The following is a 15,340-nucleotide window of genomic DNA, read 5'->3' on the forward strand; positions in this document are numbered from 1 at the left end:
CGCCGATGCCCGCCGGCAGCAGGCTGCCCGAGCGATACGAGGGCGGCAGCAGCGCGAACCTCGCCGACATCCTGGAGCGGGTTCTGGACAAGGGCGTGGTGATCGCGGGTGACATCCGCATCAACCTGCTCGACATCGAACTGCTGACCATCAAGCTGCGGCTGATCGTCGCCTCCGTCGACAAGGCCAAGGAGATGGGCATCGACTGGTGGGAGACCGACCCCGCGCTCAGCTCCCGCGCAAGGCGGGGGCAACTGGCCGAGGAGAACGAGCAGTTGCGCCGCCGTATCGCGGAACTGGAGCAGCGCGGGCCGGAACGCCTGGAGGGAGAGCGCCATGAACGGTGAGCTGCGGTACGTCTACGCGGTGACCGCGCCCCTCCCGGCGCCTCTGCCCGACGGAGTACGGGGCGTGAGCGGCGCCGTCCCGTACGCCGTCCACCACGCGGGACTGCAGGCCGTCGTCAGCCGGGTCCCCGAGGCGGACTTCGCCGAGGAGCCGCTCCGCGCCCACCTGGAGGACCTGGCGTGGCTGGAGGAGACGGCCAGGGCCCACCAGGCCGTGGTGGACGCGCTCACCGCCCTCACCTGCCCCCTGCCGCTGCGCCTGGCCACCGTCTACCGGGACGAGGAGGGCGTGCGGCGCGCGCTGGAGGACGGCGGTCAGGACTTCAGAGCCACGCTGGACCGGCTGGACGGCCGCGTCGAGTGGGGCGTGAAGGTCTACGCGCGCCCGGCCACCGAACCGGCCGCAGCGGCGGGGTCGGCGCCGGCCAGCGGGCGGGAGTTCCTGCGCCGGCGCAGGCAGGAGGTCACCTCGCGGGAGAACGCGCTGGCCGAGGCCGAGGAACTCGGCCGTACGCTGCACGCGGCGCTCACGGCACAGGCCGAGGACGTGCGGGTGTACCCCGCGCAGAACCCGCAGCTCTCGCGGGTGCCCGGGCAGAATCTGCTGAACGCCGCCTATCTGGTGCCCCGTGAGCGGTCCGAGGAGTTCGTCGGCCGCGTGGAGCGGCTGGGCGCGCACGATCCCACGGTGCGGGTCGAGCTGACCGGCCCGTGGGCGCCGTACTCGTTCGCGGCGGCGGACGCACCGGGCCGGGAGGGTGCCCATGACAGCGCCGTCTCCTGAGCCGTACGAGCCGTACGAGCCGTTCGAGCCGCCGTACGAGCCGGGCGGCCCGGTGGCCGTCGACTCCCAGGAGCCGCTGGCCAGGCGGCAGGTGGCCCTGGTCGATCTGCTGGACCGGCTGCTGGGCACCGGCGCTGTGCTCACCGGGTCGCTCACCCTGGGAATCGCCGATGTGGACCTGGTGCGGATCGATCTGCGCGCCCTGATCAGCTCCGTCAACGCGCGCGTCCCCTCGCCCTGGGAGGGAGGGCAGCCCCTGTGACACGTACGACCGAGACCCGCTCGGCGCCCCGGCGGCTCGACTTCGACCCCGACACGGTCGAGCACGACCTCGCCGCGCTGGTGCTGACCGTCGTCGAGCTGCTGCGGCAACTGGTGGAGCGGCAGGCCCTGCGCCGCGTGGAGGTGGGGGACCTGGACGAGGACCAGGAGGAGCGCATCGGGATGACGCTGATGCTCCTGGAGGACCGCATGGAGCTGCTGCGGGAACGATTCGGGCTGACACCCGAGGAGCTGAACCTGGACCTCGGCCCGCTGGGTCCCCTGCTGCCTACCGACTGAGTCCGCCCCGAGCTGTTGGATCTCGCCTATGAACGACGCGTTCTTCTCTTCGCTGGGCCAGGGCTGGCCGCAGTTCGCCGACCTCGCCCTGGCCTTCGTCCTGACCTCGCTGATCGGCCTGGAGCGGCGGGCCAAGCGCAAGAGCGCCGGGCTGCGCACCCATACGCTGGTGGGGCTCGGTGCCGCGCTCTTCATGCTGGTCAGCAAGTACGGCTTCGCCGATCTGATGGGCATGGAGGACGTCTCCTTCGATCCGTCCCGGATCGCGGCCCAGGTGGTCTCGGGCGTCGGCTTCCTCGGCGCCGGCGTCATCTTCCTGCGCCGTGACGTGGTGCGCGGGCTGACCACGGCGGCGATCGTCTGGCTCTCGGCGGCGGTCGGGATGGCGTGCGGCGCCGGGTTGCCGCTGCTGGCCGTCGCGGTGGTGGCGATGCACTTCCTCACGGTGTGGGGGTTCACCAAGCTCAGCGACCTGCTGCCCGGCGTGGAACCCGGCCGGCTGCGGCTCACCTACGAGGAAGGCAGAGGAGTGCTGGCCACCACGCTGACCCTGTGCACGGAGCGCGGTTTCGTGGTGACCGAGACGAACGTCGAGCAAGTGGAGGAGCCGCGCCCCGACCTGACCAAGCTCACCCTCTCGGTGTCAGGACCCGGCTCGGTGCCGGAGCTGGTGGGCGAGCTGATGACGGTGCCCGGTGTGCTCGCGGTCAACGGCAGGTCCGCCGCCGGCGCGCACGAGGGGGACTGAGCGTCGCCCCGCCCCGGGTCCCGTTCAGTTGTTCGCCTCCGGAGCAGGAGCCAGGTTTCCCTTCGTCCCACACGGAAACCCCGAGTGGTGACACCGCGAGCCGAAGGGGGCTGAGCACATGAACGCGGACGTCACCGCGACGGCCATGGACCTCGCCGCTCGTGACCACCTGATCGGCCTGGTGCCCGGGCTCATCGGGCTGCTGATCGTGGCCGCGCTGATCGGTGCCGTCTGGCTCGGCATCCGGATCAAGAACCGCGAGCCCGAACCGCCCGAGCCCGACGAGCAGCCGCACCTGCCGGACAGCGGCCCGACAGTGGAGGTCACGGAGAACCGCGAGCCGGACGAGTTGCCCCGCGACGGCATCCGCAGGCTCCCGCACAGCGGTGTGTACGACCACGGCGACCGCGAGAGCCACCCCGACGAGCCGCCCAGGCGCAAGAAGTGGGAGCCCGGCAAGAGCGGATCCTTCGGCAGCGGAGGTCCCGGCTGACCCGGACACTCCGCCACTGACGGCCACCAAGCGCATCCGGCGCCGGTACGCAGGCGCTCCCGCAGCAGTCCGGGGGCTCCCGCTCCGGCGCCGAAGTACACCCGTCCTGGGGACAGCACGCTGCGACGAACGGCCCAAGCCCCCCGCGTGCCGCGTCGTCGCACCCGCTCTCACCCGGTGCGCGGCCCCACGATCGTGGCATGACTCAGGTCGTACGCAAGAGACGGACGGCGGCTCCGCTGACCGCACTGGTGTGTGCCGTGGTTCTCGCAAGCGGTGCCCCCCGGGCGGCGGGAGACGCCCCCACGAAGGGCGCGGCCGAGGCCGCGCAGCCGATGCCCGCCCGGATCGCCTCGCTCTACCGGGAGGCTGCGGTGGCCTCAGCGCGCTACGAGGCCGCCCACCGCAAGGCGGCGGCGCAGCGCGCGGATCTCGCCCGCACCAGCCGGGCCGTCAGAGCGGGGGAGCACAAGCTGCGGCGGCTGCACCAGCAGCTCGGCGCCGTCGCCCGCAAGCAGTACCAGGAGGGCGGCTGGGCCCCCGCCACCCGGCTGCTGACGACCAGCGCCCCTGACACCCTGCTGGACAAGCTGCGCTCCCAGCGTCAGGGCGATCACGCCTTCCGGCGGCTGCTGCACGCCACCCGGGACACCCAGCGCAACCTGGTCCGCGACCGGACGCGACAGCGGACCCAACTGGCCACGCTGCAGGCCGGCGCCGAGCGGCAGCGCCGCGCCAAGCACGTCGTCGAACAGCGGCTGGCGCAGGCCAGGGAGCGGATGCGCCAGGCGCGGGAGGAGCGTGCGGCGCGGGCAGCGGGCCCGATCTCCCGCGCGGCGCTGCGGGCCGAGCCCGGCTCCGGTGGCTGCGCCTACAGCCCGCCGCCCAAGCACCGGCCCGTCGGCGCGAGCTGGGTGACGCCGGTGGAGGACTACCAGCTGTCGGCGGGGTTCGCCTCAGCGGGCAAGCGCTGGGCCGGCAGCCACACGGGCCAGGACTTCGCGGTCGGCGTCGGCACCCCGGTGCGGGCCGTCGGCGCGGGCACCGTCGTCAAGACGAACTGTGGCGGGCCGTTCGGCAACCACATCGTCATCAGGCACCCCAACGGCTACTACACCCAGTACGCGCACCTGTCCCGTATCCAGACCAGGCCGGGCGACCGTGTACGGACAGGGGAGCAGATCGGCCTGTCCGGCAACACCGGCAACTCGACCGGCCCGCACCTCCACTTCGAGGTACGGCTCACCCCCGAGGTGGGCTCGGGCATCGACCCGGTGCCGTGGCTGCGCAGCCGCGGGGTGAACGTCTGAGCAGACCCGGTCCGCAAGCACATCAGGGTGGAGCCCGACCGCCGGCTCCACCGCACACCCCGCACCGACCGGCGGTTCAGGCGGTCACGGCTGTGCCATCGTGCGGTTCATCGCCAGGTTGGAGACCAGCAGTCCGCCGTCCACCGGAAGGCTGACGCCGGTGATCCAGGCGGCGTCCCGGGAGGCCAGGAAGGCCACGGCGGCGGCGATGTCGGACGGCTCGCCGACCCGGCCCAGCGGTGGGGGCACCTCCCGGACGGAGTCTGGGGAGAGCCTGGACCTCCTCCAGCACCTGGGCCCGGTCCCGCCACACGTCGGTGCGCACCGTGCCCGGCTCCACCAGGTTGACCCGCACCCCGCGCGGTGCGGATTCGACGGCCAGGGTGCGGGTGAGGGAGGCCAGCGCGGCCTTGGCGGCGCTGTAGGCGTGGTTGCCGAAGTGCTGTTCGGCGTTGACCGAGCCGATGTTGACGACGGCGCCCCGGCCCGGGGCCCGGGTCAGCAGCGGCAGCGCAGCGCGGGCGCACCGTGCGGCACCGTGCAGGCAGACCTCGAAGTCCTCGTACCAGGGTGCCTCTTCGCCCTCCTCGAAGCGGGCCGGGTCGCGGTGGCAGGCGTAGGCGTTGTTGACGAGGACCTCCAGGCCGCCGAACGCCTCGGCGGCGCGGTCGACCGCGGCCTGCACGGCCGCGCCGTCGGTCACGTCGCAGCCGTGGGACTCGGCCCGGCCGCCGTCGGCGCGGATACCGGCGGCGGCCCGGGCCGCACGCTCCGGGTCCCGGTCCGTGACCAGGACCCGGGCGCCCTCCTCGGCGAGGCGGCGTGCGACGGCCGCCCCGATGCCTTGTCCGGCGCCGGTCACCAGCGCCCCGTACCCGTCGAATCGCATCATCCGATCATGTCAGAAGGTCCTCTCCCTCGCGCTCGGCCGCGGCGGGTTCCGCTGTCCGGGACCGCTCCGCCGTCTGGTCGGCCATCTTGTTGTGCTGCTCCTCCCAGGTGGACAGGGCGAGTCCGCAGGCGTGGTCCATGTGCCGCAGCTTCTCCAGGCGCAGCTCGACGCGGCGGCCGGCGGGGAGCGCGTCCAACTGGTCCTGGAGCTTGGGGAGCCGCAGGAACGTGGCGTTGCCCAGCACGGTGACCCGCAGCGGCAGGTCCTCGCCCGGGTCCTCCGTCTCCACGTGGATGTGCGAGGTCTCCCAGGCGGTCTTGACGACCGCCATCAGCAGCCCGAGCAGCACGCCCTCGAACATGTTGGTGAGGACGATGGCCAGCGCGGTGACGGCCAGCACCACCGCCTCGGCCCGGTGCTGGCGCCACATCGGGCCCAGCTCGCGCAGCGGGATCAGTTTCCAGCCCGCGTGGACCAGGATGCCCGCCAGCGCGGAGAGCGGGATCATGCCCAGTACGCCGGGGATCGCGGCGGCGAACACCAGCAGCCACACGCCGTGCAGCACCCGGGAGACCTTTGTCTTCGCACCGGCGGCCACGTTGGCCGAGCTGCGGACGATGACCGCCGTCATGGGCAGCGCGCCCAGCACCCCGCACACGGTGTTACCCGCGCCCTGGGCCATCAGCTCCTTGTCGTAGTCGGTACGCGGCCCGTCGTGCAGCCGGTCGACGGCGGCCGCGCTGAACAGCGACTCGGCGGAGGCGATCAGCGTGAAGGCCAGCACCGTGCTCAGCATGCCGATCGAGGCCAGATTGCCGAAGTCGCCCAGCCCCGGCGGCTGTACGGCGTCCAGCAGTCCCTTGACCTCGACGCGTGCGATGGGCAGGTCGAAGACCGCCGTAGCGGCGGTGGCCAGCAGAACGGCGGCCAGCGGCGCGGGCAGCACCCGGGCCCCGGCGGACCACTTGGGCCACAACAGCAGCACGGCGATCGTCCCGGCGCCGACGGCGAACGCCGTCAGCGCGGCGCTGTCGCCCACCGTGTCCAGTACCAGCCCGCCCAGACCGAGGATCTTCTCCGGGCCGCTGCCGGGGGCCTTGGCGTCGGCCAGCGAGTAGAGCTGACCGGCGATCAGCACCAGGCCGATACCGGCGAGCATGCCCTGGACGACCGATACGGAGATCGCCCGGAACCAGCGGCCGAGCCGCAGCGCGCCCATCAGCAGCTGCAGCAGCCCGGCCAGCAGCACCAGGACACCGAGCGCGCTGACGCCGTAGGTCTGCACGGCCTCGTACACCAGTACCGTCAACCCGGCGGCCGGGCCGCTGACCTGGATGCTGCTGCCCGGCAGGAAGCCGGTCACCAGCCCGCCCACGATGCCGGTGACCAGACCGAGTTCGGCCGGTACCCCGGAGGCGACGGCGATGCCCACGCACAGCGGCACCGCGACGAGGAAGACGACGAGCGAGGCGGTGAAGTCCGCCCGCAGCAGGTTTTTCGAGTACGTCATGACGCCACCTCTCAGAGCGGGAGGAACGCGCCGGAACGCGTGTCGAGTTCGAGAATCCGTCCGGTGTCGACCGTGTAGAACCAGCCGCGCAGCCCCAGTCGGCCGGCTGCTTCCCGTTCGGCGACGCACGGGTATTCCCGCAGCCGTGCCAGCTGCGCCCGCACGTGGCGCTGCACGGCGGCGGCCACATCGGGCTGCCCGCGTTCGTCGTCGCTGGGCGCCAGTTCGCCGGGCGGCGGCAGCTGGGTGGTCAGCCAGCCGCGTACGGCGGGCACGGCCGCCAGGTCCTCGTCGCGCACCCGGGCGCCGACAGCGCCGCAGTGCGAGTGCCCGCACACCACGATCTCGGGCACTTCCAGCACCCGGACGGCGTACTCGATGGTCGCGGACTCCCCGTGCGGCCGGTCGGTCCCGCCGTAGGGCGGCACCGCGTTGCCCGCGGTACGCAGCTCGAACAGCTGTCCGGGGCGGGCTCCGGTGAAGACGGCGGGCTGTACGCGGGAGTCGGAGCAGGAGATGAAGAGGGCTTCCGGTGACTGGCCCTGGGCCAGCCGGCGGTAGCTTTCGCGTTCGTCGGTGCGGTCGCCTATCCGTGCGGAGAAGGCACGTGCGTGAGGAATGAGAGAGCGCATCAGGGTTACCTTGCGTTCAGGTGCGTACGCAGTCGGCGTACGGAGTCGCGTACGGACCCCGCGGCACCGGGGAGCCGGGGGAGGACTCCGCGGTGTGCTTGGTCGCGGTACGGACTCTGCGGTCGGAAGTCGGCGAGAAGTCGGGCACGGCAGCGTGGGCCGGTACCGGCTGGTCGCGGACAGGCGCGCCGTTACGCGGCTGCCGCGGCCGATGTCAGTGCCGCAACACCTGGTGCAGTACGGGAACCTCTACGGATCTGCGCCACGGCATGCCGGCACTGCCGTTCCCGGGCAGCGCGGCCGGAAAGTCCGCGGCGAGGGACCGGGCCTGGCGGCCTCCGGCGTAGAGCGGACGCTCGCCGGGAGCCGGGGGCGTCTGCTGGTGGCGGACGGTGCGGCGTGGATGACAGTCGTCGGCACCGTGCTCGGTCTCGTCGGCCACGGGGGCCGAGGCGGTTCCGGTGGCGACCTCGGTGCCGCCCGGCGGAGCGGGCCGCGCTTCGGCGCAGTCGACGGTCAGCAGGACGGAGAGGAGCAGGGCGAGGGCGGAGACGCATGTCCGGATGACGGTCACGCAGCGTCGCATCGTCCTCCCCTCGATAGATGGCTCCGAGCTGGGCCGATTCCATCCTCACCCACAGAGTGTGACGAACCCGCACGGCGAAGGTGAACGGGAGGTGAACTCGCTTGGGAGATACGGGGAGTTCTGCTTACAGCCTCTTGTTTTCCGCCGCAACGGCGAGAATTGATCCCTCGAAAGGTCCGCTCAGGTGGCCGATATCCGTACAGGTGTGCCTCTGACCCGCGATGCCGACCCTGGAAACGCCACCGCAACAAGCCTGGGGAAGAGCTCAACCGCTACCCCGAGTACGCGATTGCGACCGGCGACAAACACCTGTACGGCCCCGGGGCGCCTCCGCGAGGGGCGGGGGAGGCGGTGCCACCATGGGTGCAGGGCTCCCCGACGTGGAGGAAGAGATGTTCGAGCCGGACGACATCCGGGAGTGGCGCGGGCACGACGTGGTGGACGAGGGCGGCAGCAAGATCGGCTCGCTGGAGTCCGTGTACGTGGACACCGCGACCGACCAGCCGTCCTTCGCGACCGTGACGGTCGGTGCGCCGACCCGGCGCCGGCTCGTCTTCGTGCCGCTGGCGGGGGCCGGCGTGGGGCCCGGATATCTGAAGGTGCGCTACCCCAAGAACCTGGTGAAGGGCGCTCCGTCCATCGGGACCGACGATGTGCTGCCCGCCTCGGACGAGCCCTCCGTCTTCGCGCACTACGAGATCGAGTACATCCCGGGCGCGGGCGGCGAGCGCCGCCTCGCGCGCCGCTGAGAAGCCGGGAGGCCGACATGGCGCTGTTCTTGTTCCTGGTCCTGGTGGCGCTCGCGCTGGGGATCTTCGGCTCGCTCATCAAGGGGCTTTTCTATCTGCTGATCATCGGCATCTTCGTCGCGCTGATCGCCTTCCTCTACGCGGCCTACCGGATCACCGGCAAGGCCACCCGCCGCCGACCACGCTGACCGTCGGCGAAGCGCTGCCGCAGAGGCCCGGAAAAGCGGCTGCTCGCCCCCGTCGCCCCGCGCTAGGGTCCGCCGTGTGCGACTCACTGTTCTCGGCGGCTGCGGCGCCTGGCCCACGGCCGACCAGGCGTGCAGCGGCTACCTCGTCGAACACGAGGGATTCCGGCTGCTGGTCGACCCCGGGTACGCCACGCTGCCGCGGCTTCTCGCGAGCGGCACGGCGGATGCGGTCGACGCCGTGCTGGTCAGCCACGGCCATCCCGACCACTGCGCCGACCTCAACCCGCTGCTGCGCGCCAGGGGCCTGAGCGACACCCCGCCGCCCGCGCTGCCGGTCCACGCCCCGCACGGCGCCCTCGACGCCGTCCTCGCGCTGGACAAGCCGAGCATGCTGCGAGCGGCCTACCGGCTGTGTGAGTTCCGACCCGGCGACGAGTTCGAGATCGGTCCGTTCGCGGTCGACACCTGGCTGCTGCCGCACTTCGTGCCCAACGCCGGTCTGCGGCTGACGACCCCGGACGCCGTGCTCGCCTACACCGGCGACACCGGGCCCAGCCCCGACATCCCCGACCTGGCACGCGGCGCCGACCTGCTGCTGTCGGAGGCCACCTACGTCCACCAAGTGCCGACCGCCGACGCACCGTATCTGCTGACAGCACGCCTGGCGGGCCAGTACGCGGCCCAGGCGGGCGCCGCCGCGCTCCTCCTCACCCATCTGTGGCCGGGAACCGATCCGCACGCCGCTCACGAAGCCGCCGCGCGAGTATGGCAGGGGCCGCTCGGTGCCGCTGCGCCAGGTCTTGTCCTCGACCTGACCGCACTCGGGGGGCACTGTGGGGTGCTCGGCGGCAGCGTCTAAGTTGTGCGGGTCAACACCGGCCCGCACACCTGGAGTTCACATGGCTGACGACCTGACAGCAGCGCCCGGCGAGCGGCCGGAGGAGATCGACCCCGACCGGCCGCACTCCGCGCGGATCTGGAACTACTGGCTCGGCGGCAAGGACCACTACGAGGCCGACCGGGTGGCGGGCGACCAGTTCCGCAAGGCGTTCCCCGGCATCGTGGAGAACGCCCGCTCCTTCCGGCTCTTCCTCTCCCGAGGCATCCGCTGGCTGGCCGACGAGGCGGGTGTCGACCAGTTCCTCGACGTGGGTACGGGGCTGCCCACCGTCGACAACACCCACGAGGTCGCACAGCGGGTGAACCCCCGTGCGCGGATCGTCTACGTCGACAACGACCCGCTGGTGCTGCTGCACGCGAACGCGCTGCTGACCAGCGACCCCGAGGGCTTCACCGCCTACCTCCACGCGGATCTGCGGCAGCCGGCGGCCATCCTCGAGCAGGCCGCCGCCACCTTGGACCTCGAACGTCCCGTCGCGCTGATCCTCAGCGGCATCCTGGGGCATGTGGCCGACCACGCCGAGGCCCGGGGCATCGTCCGGAAGCTGCTGGCCGGGCTGGCGCCCGGCAGTCATCTGCTGGTGTGCGACGGCACCAGCACGAATGCGGAGCTGCTGAAGGCGCAGCGGCGGCACAACGCCGGGGGAGAGGTGCAGTACTTCCTGCGGTCGCCGGAGCAGATCGCGGCGTTCTTCGAGGGGCTGGAGCTGGTGGCACCCGGGGTCGTGCCCTGCCCCGAGTGGCGCCCCGAGGGCGGCGAGGTGCAGGCCCCGGCCGTGGACGCCTACGGGGGCATCGGGGTCAAGCGCGGGTGAGGGTGAGCCCTGGGGTTCGGGGCCTGGGCCCTCGGGCCTGGGCGCCGGGGCCTGGTGTCACCCAGGGATCTCCGCCCGTTATGCCTGTTTAGCACCGGTAGGTACCCTGAGTGGAGCACGCACGATGTCGCCACACGGTGGGAAGGCGGACACATGGCTTCGGTCGGCGGAGTGCCCTGCTGGGTGAGTCTGATGACCCCCGATCAACGGGCCGCCGAGGAGTTCTACGGACCCGTACTGAGCTGGACGTTCGTCTCCTCGGACGCGGGCCCCGACGCGCGTATCGCCACCGTGGAAGGGCAGCCGGTCGCCGGGATCAACCAGCTGGCCGCTGGCGCGGGCCCCGAGGCCGAGCGCTGGACGGTGTACTTCCACGTCGAGGACGCCGACCTGGTGGCCGAGCGGATCGCCGAGCGGAGTGCGACCGTGGCGGTGGGCCCGCTCAGAAAGGGTGGCGGCCGTGCCGTCATCGCGGCCGACCAGTCGGGCGCGCCGTTCGGACTGTGGCAGGGCGACGGACCCGCCTCCTGGTGGGTCGGCTCGGGCCCGGCACCCGCGTGGCTCCAGCTGCACACGGCCGACGCCTTCGCCGCCGCGGTGTTCTACGGCGAGATCTTCGGCTGGATGGACGATCCCAGCCACGGGGTCACCTATGAGGAGCAGTACGACGAGATCGTCGTCCGGGTGGACGGCCACCCGGTGGCCGGGTTGCGCGGCGGCGCGCTGGAGTCGCCGCCCGACCCGGGTATCCGGCCGCGATGGGAGCCGTACTTCCGGGTACCCGATCTTGACGCGGCGGTGAGCGTCGCGGAACGGGAGGGCGGCGAAGTCGTCTCCCCGCCCCGGGAGGGACCTCTGGGGCGGTCGGCGACGCTCCGCGACCACAAGGGCGCCTCCTTCTGTCTGCTCAGCACCTAAGGAGCACACCATGCAGGAGAACGACAAGAACGGACCGATCCAGGACGACGAGGCCAAGAAGCGGCTCCGCGGCGACCTGCGCTCCAATCGCGAGGAAGCCCGTGAGATGGAGCCCTCCGGTGAGGACCAGCCCGAGCCCTTCCGGGACCCGCAGTCCCTGCGCAGCGGTGGCACCCCCGAGGGGATGACTCCGCGCGATGTCGAGCTGCGCTCGGAGATCGCGCAGTACCTCGGCAGGCATCTGTACCCGACCGGGCGCGAGGAGGTGCTGGACGCGTTGCGTGCGGAGCACGCGCCGGACCGCCTGGTGGAGATGGCTCAGGGCCTTCCTGCGGATGCGCGCTTCACCAATGTGCAAGAGCTGGTCGAAGCGATGGGCCTCCACGTCGAGACCCGCCGCCGCTGAGGGGTGCCCCTGCCTCCCCCTCGCGGGGAGGGGCCCTCAGGGGAGCAGTTCCCCGCGCCCCTGAGGGGGAGGCGGCGGTGAATCGGGTCTCCGGTGCCGGGGCACGGCGCCGGAGTTCTGGGTATACCTGACACCGGGCAACAAGGTCGATCAGCGCCGACCAGAAACTCGCACAGAAAAGCGCGTCGCCGCCATTGACACCCCCCTTGCCCCTCCTTAGTGTCGCATCGCTATTTCGAACGCGTGACGAAATATCGAACGTAGCGAACGACTTCACAGGAGCGGCTCTCGTGCGCATCACCGGTATCAGCACCCATGTGGTCGGGACACCCTGGCGGAACCTGACCTACGTCCAGGTTCACACCGACGAAGGACTCACCGGCGTCGGAGAGACCCGGATGCTGGGCCACACCGACGCGCTGCTCGGCTACCTGCGCGAGGCCGAGGCCAACCACATCGCCGGGTCCGACCCGTTCCGCGTCGAGGACCTGGTGCGCCGGATGAAGTACGGCGACTACGGCCGGGCCGGCGAGATCGTGATGTCCGGCATCGCCTGTGTGGAGATGGCCTGCTGGGACATCAAGGGCAAGGCGCTGGGCGTGCCCGTATGGCAGCTGCTGGGCGGCAACGTCACCGACTCCGTGAAGGCATACGCCAACGGCTGGTACACCACCGAGCGCACCCCCGAGGCGTACCACCAGGCAGCCAAGGGCGTCATGGCGCGCGGCTACCGCGCCCTGAAGATCGACCCGTTCGGCACCGGCCACCTGGAGCTCTCGCACGAGGACACCCGCTACGCGGTCTCCCTCATCGAGGCGGTACGGGACGCCATCGGCCCCGACGCCGAGTTGATGCTGGAGATGCACGGCCGCTTCGCTCCCGCCACCGCCGTCCGCCTCGCCCACGAGATGGCACCGTTCCGGCCCGCCTGGCTGGAGGAGCCGGTGCCGCCGGAGAACCTCAAGGCTCTCGCGAAGGTCGCGGGGAAGGTGGACATGCCGGTGGCGACCGGCGAGCGCATCCACGACCGGATCGAGTTCCGGGAGCTGTTCGAGAGCCAGGCCGCCGACATCATCCAGCCCGACCTGGGCCACCTCGGCGGGATCGCCGAGACCCGCAAGCTGGCCGCCACCGCGGAGACCCACTACATGCTCGTGGCCCCGCACAACGTGGGCGGCTCGGTGCTGACCGCCGCCAGTCTCCAGATGGGCTTCGCCACGCCCAACTTCAAGGTGCTGGAGCACTTCAACGACTTCGCCGACGCCGAGATCAAGAAGGTCGTCAAGGGCGCGCCGCAGATCGACCCGGAGACCGGCTGCTTCACCCTCTCCCACGCGCCCGGGCTCGGCGTCGAACTGGACACCGAAGCGGCGGCCGAGTTCCCCCAGCAGCGGGCCCGTTTCGACCTGTGGGCCGAAGGCTGGGAGACCCGCAACCCCGACGGCGGCGACCGGTGAACGCCGCACAGGGCGAGGGCCCGGCCGTTGTACTGGACGCGCCCGGCGCCGCCCGCCTCCTCCCGCACACCCCGCGCCCGCCCGGCCCGGGAGAGGCACTGGTGCGGGTGCATGCGGCCGGGATCTGCGGCAGCGACCGCGAGTTGTACCAGGGCAACCGTCCGGCTCCGTACGCGCGCTACCCCGTCACTCCGGGCCACGAGTGGTCCGGCACGGTCGAGGAGACCGGCGAGGGGGTGCCCGGCGGGCTGGTGGGGCGCAAGGTGGTGGGGGAGGGGTTCCGCAACTGCCAGGTGTGCGAGCGCTGCCACGTCGGCGAGACCACGCTGTGCACCGCCGGATACGCGGAGACCGGGTTCACCGAGCCGGGCGCCATGGCACCCACCCTCACCCTCCCGGCCCGCCTGCTGCACCCGTTGCCCGACGACGCGGACCTGACGGCGGCCGCGCTGCTGGAGCCCGCGGCGTGCGTGGCCGCTGCCGCTCTCCGGGCCGGCGTCAGGCCCGGTGACCGGGTCGCCGTCGTCGGTGACGGCACGCTGGGGATGCTCGCCGTCCAGCTGCTGGGGCTGGGCTCGCCCGGCGAGCTGCTGCTGGTCGGCGCCAGGACCGGACGCGCGGCGCTCGCCGCCGAGTTCGGCGCCACCGCCTACCGCCACCACCGGGAGACCGAGGGGCTCGGCGGCTACGACACCGTGGTCGAGGCGGCGGGCGTGCCCGGTGCGGCGCGGCAGGCGGCCGGACTGCTGCGCCGCGGTGGACGGCTGGTGCTGACCGGTATCCCGCCGGCCGGTGATGCCGAGCTCGACCCGGCGGCGCTGGTCTGGGGGCAGGTGCGGGTGGACACCGTCTTCGGCGCCCCGCCCGCTGCCTGGGCACACGCGGTGCGCACCTTCGCCGGCGGGCTGCTGGATCCGCTGCCGCTGGTCACCCACCGGCTGCCGCTCTCCGAGTTCGACAAGGCCGTCGCGCTCGTGGCCGACGGCGATCCGGCCGTCGGCAAGGTGCTGCTGCACCCCTGAAGACCCGCCTGGCACCAGGCCCCAGCCCCCGTACCGAAGGAGCCCCGTGACCACCAGCACCACCCCTCGCCTCCCCGGCGAACCCGCGCTCAGCGCGCTGGAGATGGCCGTACCCCGGCCCGAGCCCGCCGACGCCTCCCCGCACACCTTCCCCGACGGCGGCCTGTGGCGTACCGAGGTGCCCTCCTGCGAAGGACCCGAGGCGCTGGCCGTCGTACTGAAGGAGTCCGCGCGGCTCGACGTACCGCTGCACCGCATCAGCCAGGGCAGCGGCGTCTGGATGCTCACCGACGCCGAGATCACCGAGATGGTCGAGGCGTGTGCCGAACGGGACATCGAGCTGTGCCTGTTCACCGGGCCGCGCGGCACCTGGGACACCGGCGCGGCGACCCGTACCGACTCCGGCGGCGCCGGGCTGCGGGCCCGCGGCCACAGCGCGCTCGCCGGCTGCGTGGAGGACGCGGTGCGCGCCACCGAACTGGGGGTCCGCTGCCTGCTCGTCGCCGACGAGGGCGTGCTGTGGACCCTGCACCGGGCCCGCGCCACGGGCATCCTGCCCGCCGACACCACGCTGAAGGTCTCCGCGCTGATCGGGCCGGTCAACCCGGCCTCCTACGCCGTCTACGAGCGGCTCGGCGCCGACTCGCTGAACGTGCCCAGCGATCTGACGCTCGACCACCTGACCGAGATCAGGCGGGTCAGCGGGGCGCCCATGGACATGTACATCGAGGCGCCCGACGACCTCGGCGGCTATGTGCGGATGTACGAGCTGGCCGAGTTGATCCGCCGCGGAGCGCCGCTCTACCTGAAGTTCGGGCTGGCCAAGGCACCCGGCATCTACCCGTCGGGCCGCCATATGCGCGACACCGTGCTGGACACGGCGCGCGAGCGGGTGCGCCGCGGCCGGCTCGCCCTGGACCTGCTGGCCAGACACGGCGCCGACGGCGGTATGTCCCCGCTCGGCTCCCGGCTGCCGGGCCCGCTGCACCGCTTCGAGCACACCGAGCCTGGAGGGAACTGAC

General features: G+C 72.3%; 19 protein-coding genes and 1 pseudogene. 16 read left to right on the forward strand and 4 right to left on the reverse strand.

The window, feature by feature from the left end; all coding sequences use genetic code 11:
* The first annotated feature begins 5 nt into the window (after positions 1-5).
* The 7 genes from JW592_RS08990 (at position 6) to JW592_RS09020 (ending at position 4,243) form a co-directional block, all read left to right on the forward strand.
* Positions 6-347 (forward strand): gas vesicle protein, encoded by a 342-nt coding sequence (locus JW592_RS08990; protein WP_372446475.1) that lies wholly within the window; start codon positions 6-8, stop codon positions 345-347.
* Positions 337-1,131: a GvpL/GvpF family gas vesicle protein gene (locus JW592_RS08995; RefSeq protein WP_209264414.1), complete on the forward strand. Its 795-nt coding sequence runs from the start codon at positions 337-339 to the stop codon at positions 1,129-1,131. The genes JW592_RS08990 and JW592_RS08995 overlap by 11 nt, the downstream gene beginning before the upstream one ends.
* A 76-nt stretch (positions 1,132-1,207) precedes the next feature.
* Positions 1,208-1,393 (forward strand): gas vesicle protein, encoded by a 186-nt coding sequence (locus JW592_RS09000; protein ID WP_229375542.1) that lies wholly within the window; start codon positions 1,208-1,210, stop codon positions 1,391-1,393.
* Positions 1,390-1,692 (forward strand): gas vesicle protein K, encoded by a 303-nt coding sequence (locus JW592_RS09005; RefSeq protein ID WP_209264416.1) that lies wholly within the window; start codon positions 1,390-1,392, stop codon positions 1,690-1,692. The genes JW592_RS09000 and JW592_RS09005 overlap by 4 nt, the downstream gene beginning before the upstream one ends.
* 28 nt (positions 1,693-1,720) lie before the next feature.
* Positions 1,721-2,440: an MgtC/SapB family protein gene (locus tag JW592_RS09010; RefSeq protein ID WP_209264417.1), complete on the forward strand. Its 720-nt coding sequence runs from the start codon at positions 1,721-1,723 to the stop codon at positions 2,438-2,440.
* 118 nt (positions 2,441-2,558) lie between these two features.
* Positions 2,559-2,933: a DUF6479 family protein gene (locus JW592_RS09015; protein WP_209264418.1), complete on the forward strand. Its 375-nt coding sequence runs from the start codon at positions 2,559-2,561 to the stop codon at positions 2,931-2,933.
* A gap of 200 nt (positions 2,934-3,133) precedes the next feature.
* The gene (locus JW592_RS09020) at positions 3,134-4,243 is read left to right on the forward strand and encodes a M23 family metallopeptidase (protein ID WP_229375471.1); all 1,110 of its coding nucleotides are present in this window, start codon (positions 3,134-3,136) and stop codon (positions 4,241-4,243) included.
* Between the two features lie 84 nt (positions 4,244-4,327).
* Here JW592_RS09020 and JW592_RS09025 read toward each other — a convergent pair.
* The 4 genes and pseudogenes from JW592_RS09025 to JW592_RS09040 form a co-directional block, all read right to left on the reverse strand.
* Positions 4,328-5,135: pseudogene (locus JW592_RS09025) on the reverse strand (SDR family NAD(P)-dependent oxidoreductase).
* 4 nt (positions 5,136-5,139) lie between these two features.
* A complete protein-coding gene (locus JW592_RS09030) occupies positions 5,140-6,645 on the reverse strand; it encodes a SulP family inorganic anion transporter (protein WP_209264419.1) in 1,506 nt (501 codons plus the stop codon).
* A gap of 11 nt (positions 6,646-6,656) precedes the next feature.
* Positions 6,657-7,277: a carbonic anhydrase gene (locus JW592_RS09035; RefSeq protein ID WP_209264420.1), complete on the reverse strand. Its 621-nt coding sequence runs from the start codon at positions 7,275-7,277 to the stop codon at positions 6,657-6,659.
* Between the two features lie 214 nt (positions 7,278-7,491).
* Entirely contained in the window at positions 7,492-7,863 is a 372-nt protein-coding gene (locus JW592_RS09040) for a hypothetical protein (protein ID WP_209264421.1), read from the reverse strand.
* 392 nt (positions 7,864-8,255) lie between these two features.
* Here JW592_RS09040 and JW592_RS09045 point away from each other — a divergent pair, with 392 nt between their 5' ends.
* The 9 genes from JW592_RS09045 (at position 8,256) to JW592_RS09085 (ending at position 15,339) form a co-directional block, all read left to right on the forward strand.
* The gene (locus JW592_RS09045; protein ID WP_209264554.1) at positions 8,256-8,612 is read left to right on the forward strand and encodes a PRC-barrel domain-containing protein; all 357 of its coding nucleotides are present in this window, start codon (positions 8,256-8,258) and stop codon (positions 8,610-8,612) included.
* 17 nt (positions 8,613-8,629) lie between these two features.
* Positions 8,630-8,800, forward strand: coding sequence for a hypothetical protein (locus JW592_RS09050; RefSeq protein ID WP_209264422.1), 171 nt, complete (start codon positions 8,630-8,632; stop codon positions 8,798-8,800).
* A 76-nt stretch (positions 8,801-8,876) separates the two neighbouring features.
* Positions 8,877-9,659 (forward strand): MBL fold metallo-hydrolase, encoded by a 783-nt coding sequence (locus tag JW592_RS09055; protein WP_209264423.1) that lies wholly within the window; start codon positions 8,877-8,879, stop codon positions 9,657-9,659.
* 40 nt (positions 9,660-9,699) lie between these two features.
* Positions 9,700-10,515, forward strand: coding sequence for an SAM-dependent methyltransferase (locus tag JW592_RS09060; RefSeq protein WP_209264424.1), 816 nt, complete (start codon positions 9,700-9,702; stop codon positions 10,513-10,515).
* A gap of 192 nt (positions 10,516-10,707) precedes the next feature.
* A complete protein-coding gene (locus tag JW592_RS09065; RefSeq protein ID WP_307805348.1) occupies positions 10,708-11,433 on the forward strand; it encodes a VOC family protein in 726 nt (241 codons plus the stop codon).
* Between the two features lie 10 nt (positions 11,434-11,443).
* Positions 11,444-11,839, forward strand: a complete 396-nt coding sequence (locus JW592_RS09070) for a DUF2795 domain-containing protein (RefSeq protein ID WP_209264426.1) — start codon at positions 11,444-11,446, stop codon at positions 11,837-11,839.
* 290 nt (positions 11,840-12,129) lie between these two features.
* Complete coding sequence (locus tag JW592_RS09075; protein ID WP_209264427.1) at positions 12,130-13,296, forward strand: mandelate racemase/muconate lactonizing enzyme family protein; 1,167 nt, start codon at positions 12,130-12,132, stop codon at positions 13,294-13,296.
* Positions 13,293-14,318, forward strand: a complete 1,026-nt coding sequence (locus tag JW592_RS09080; protein WP_307805349.1) for a zinc-dependent alcohol dehydrogenase — start codon at positions 13,293-13,295, stop codon at positions 14,316-14,318. The genes JW592_RS09075 and JW592_RS09080 overlap by 4 nt, the downstream gene beginning before the upstream one ends.
* A gap of 103 nt (positions 14,319-14,421) precedes the next feature.
* Entirely contained in the window at positions 14,422-15,339 is a 918-nt protein-coding gene (locus JW592_RS09085; protein WP_229375555.1) for a hypothetical protein, read from the forward strand.
* The last annotated feature ends 1 nt before the right edge of the window (position 15,340 follow it).

The sequence above is a fragment of the Streptomyces spirodelae genome (genome assembly GCF_017676385.1).
GTDB classification, from domain to species: Bacteria; Actinomycetota; Actinomycetes; order Streptomycetales; family Streptomycetaceae; genus Streptomyces; species Streptomyces spirodelae.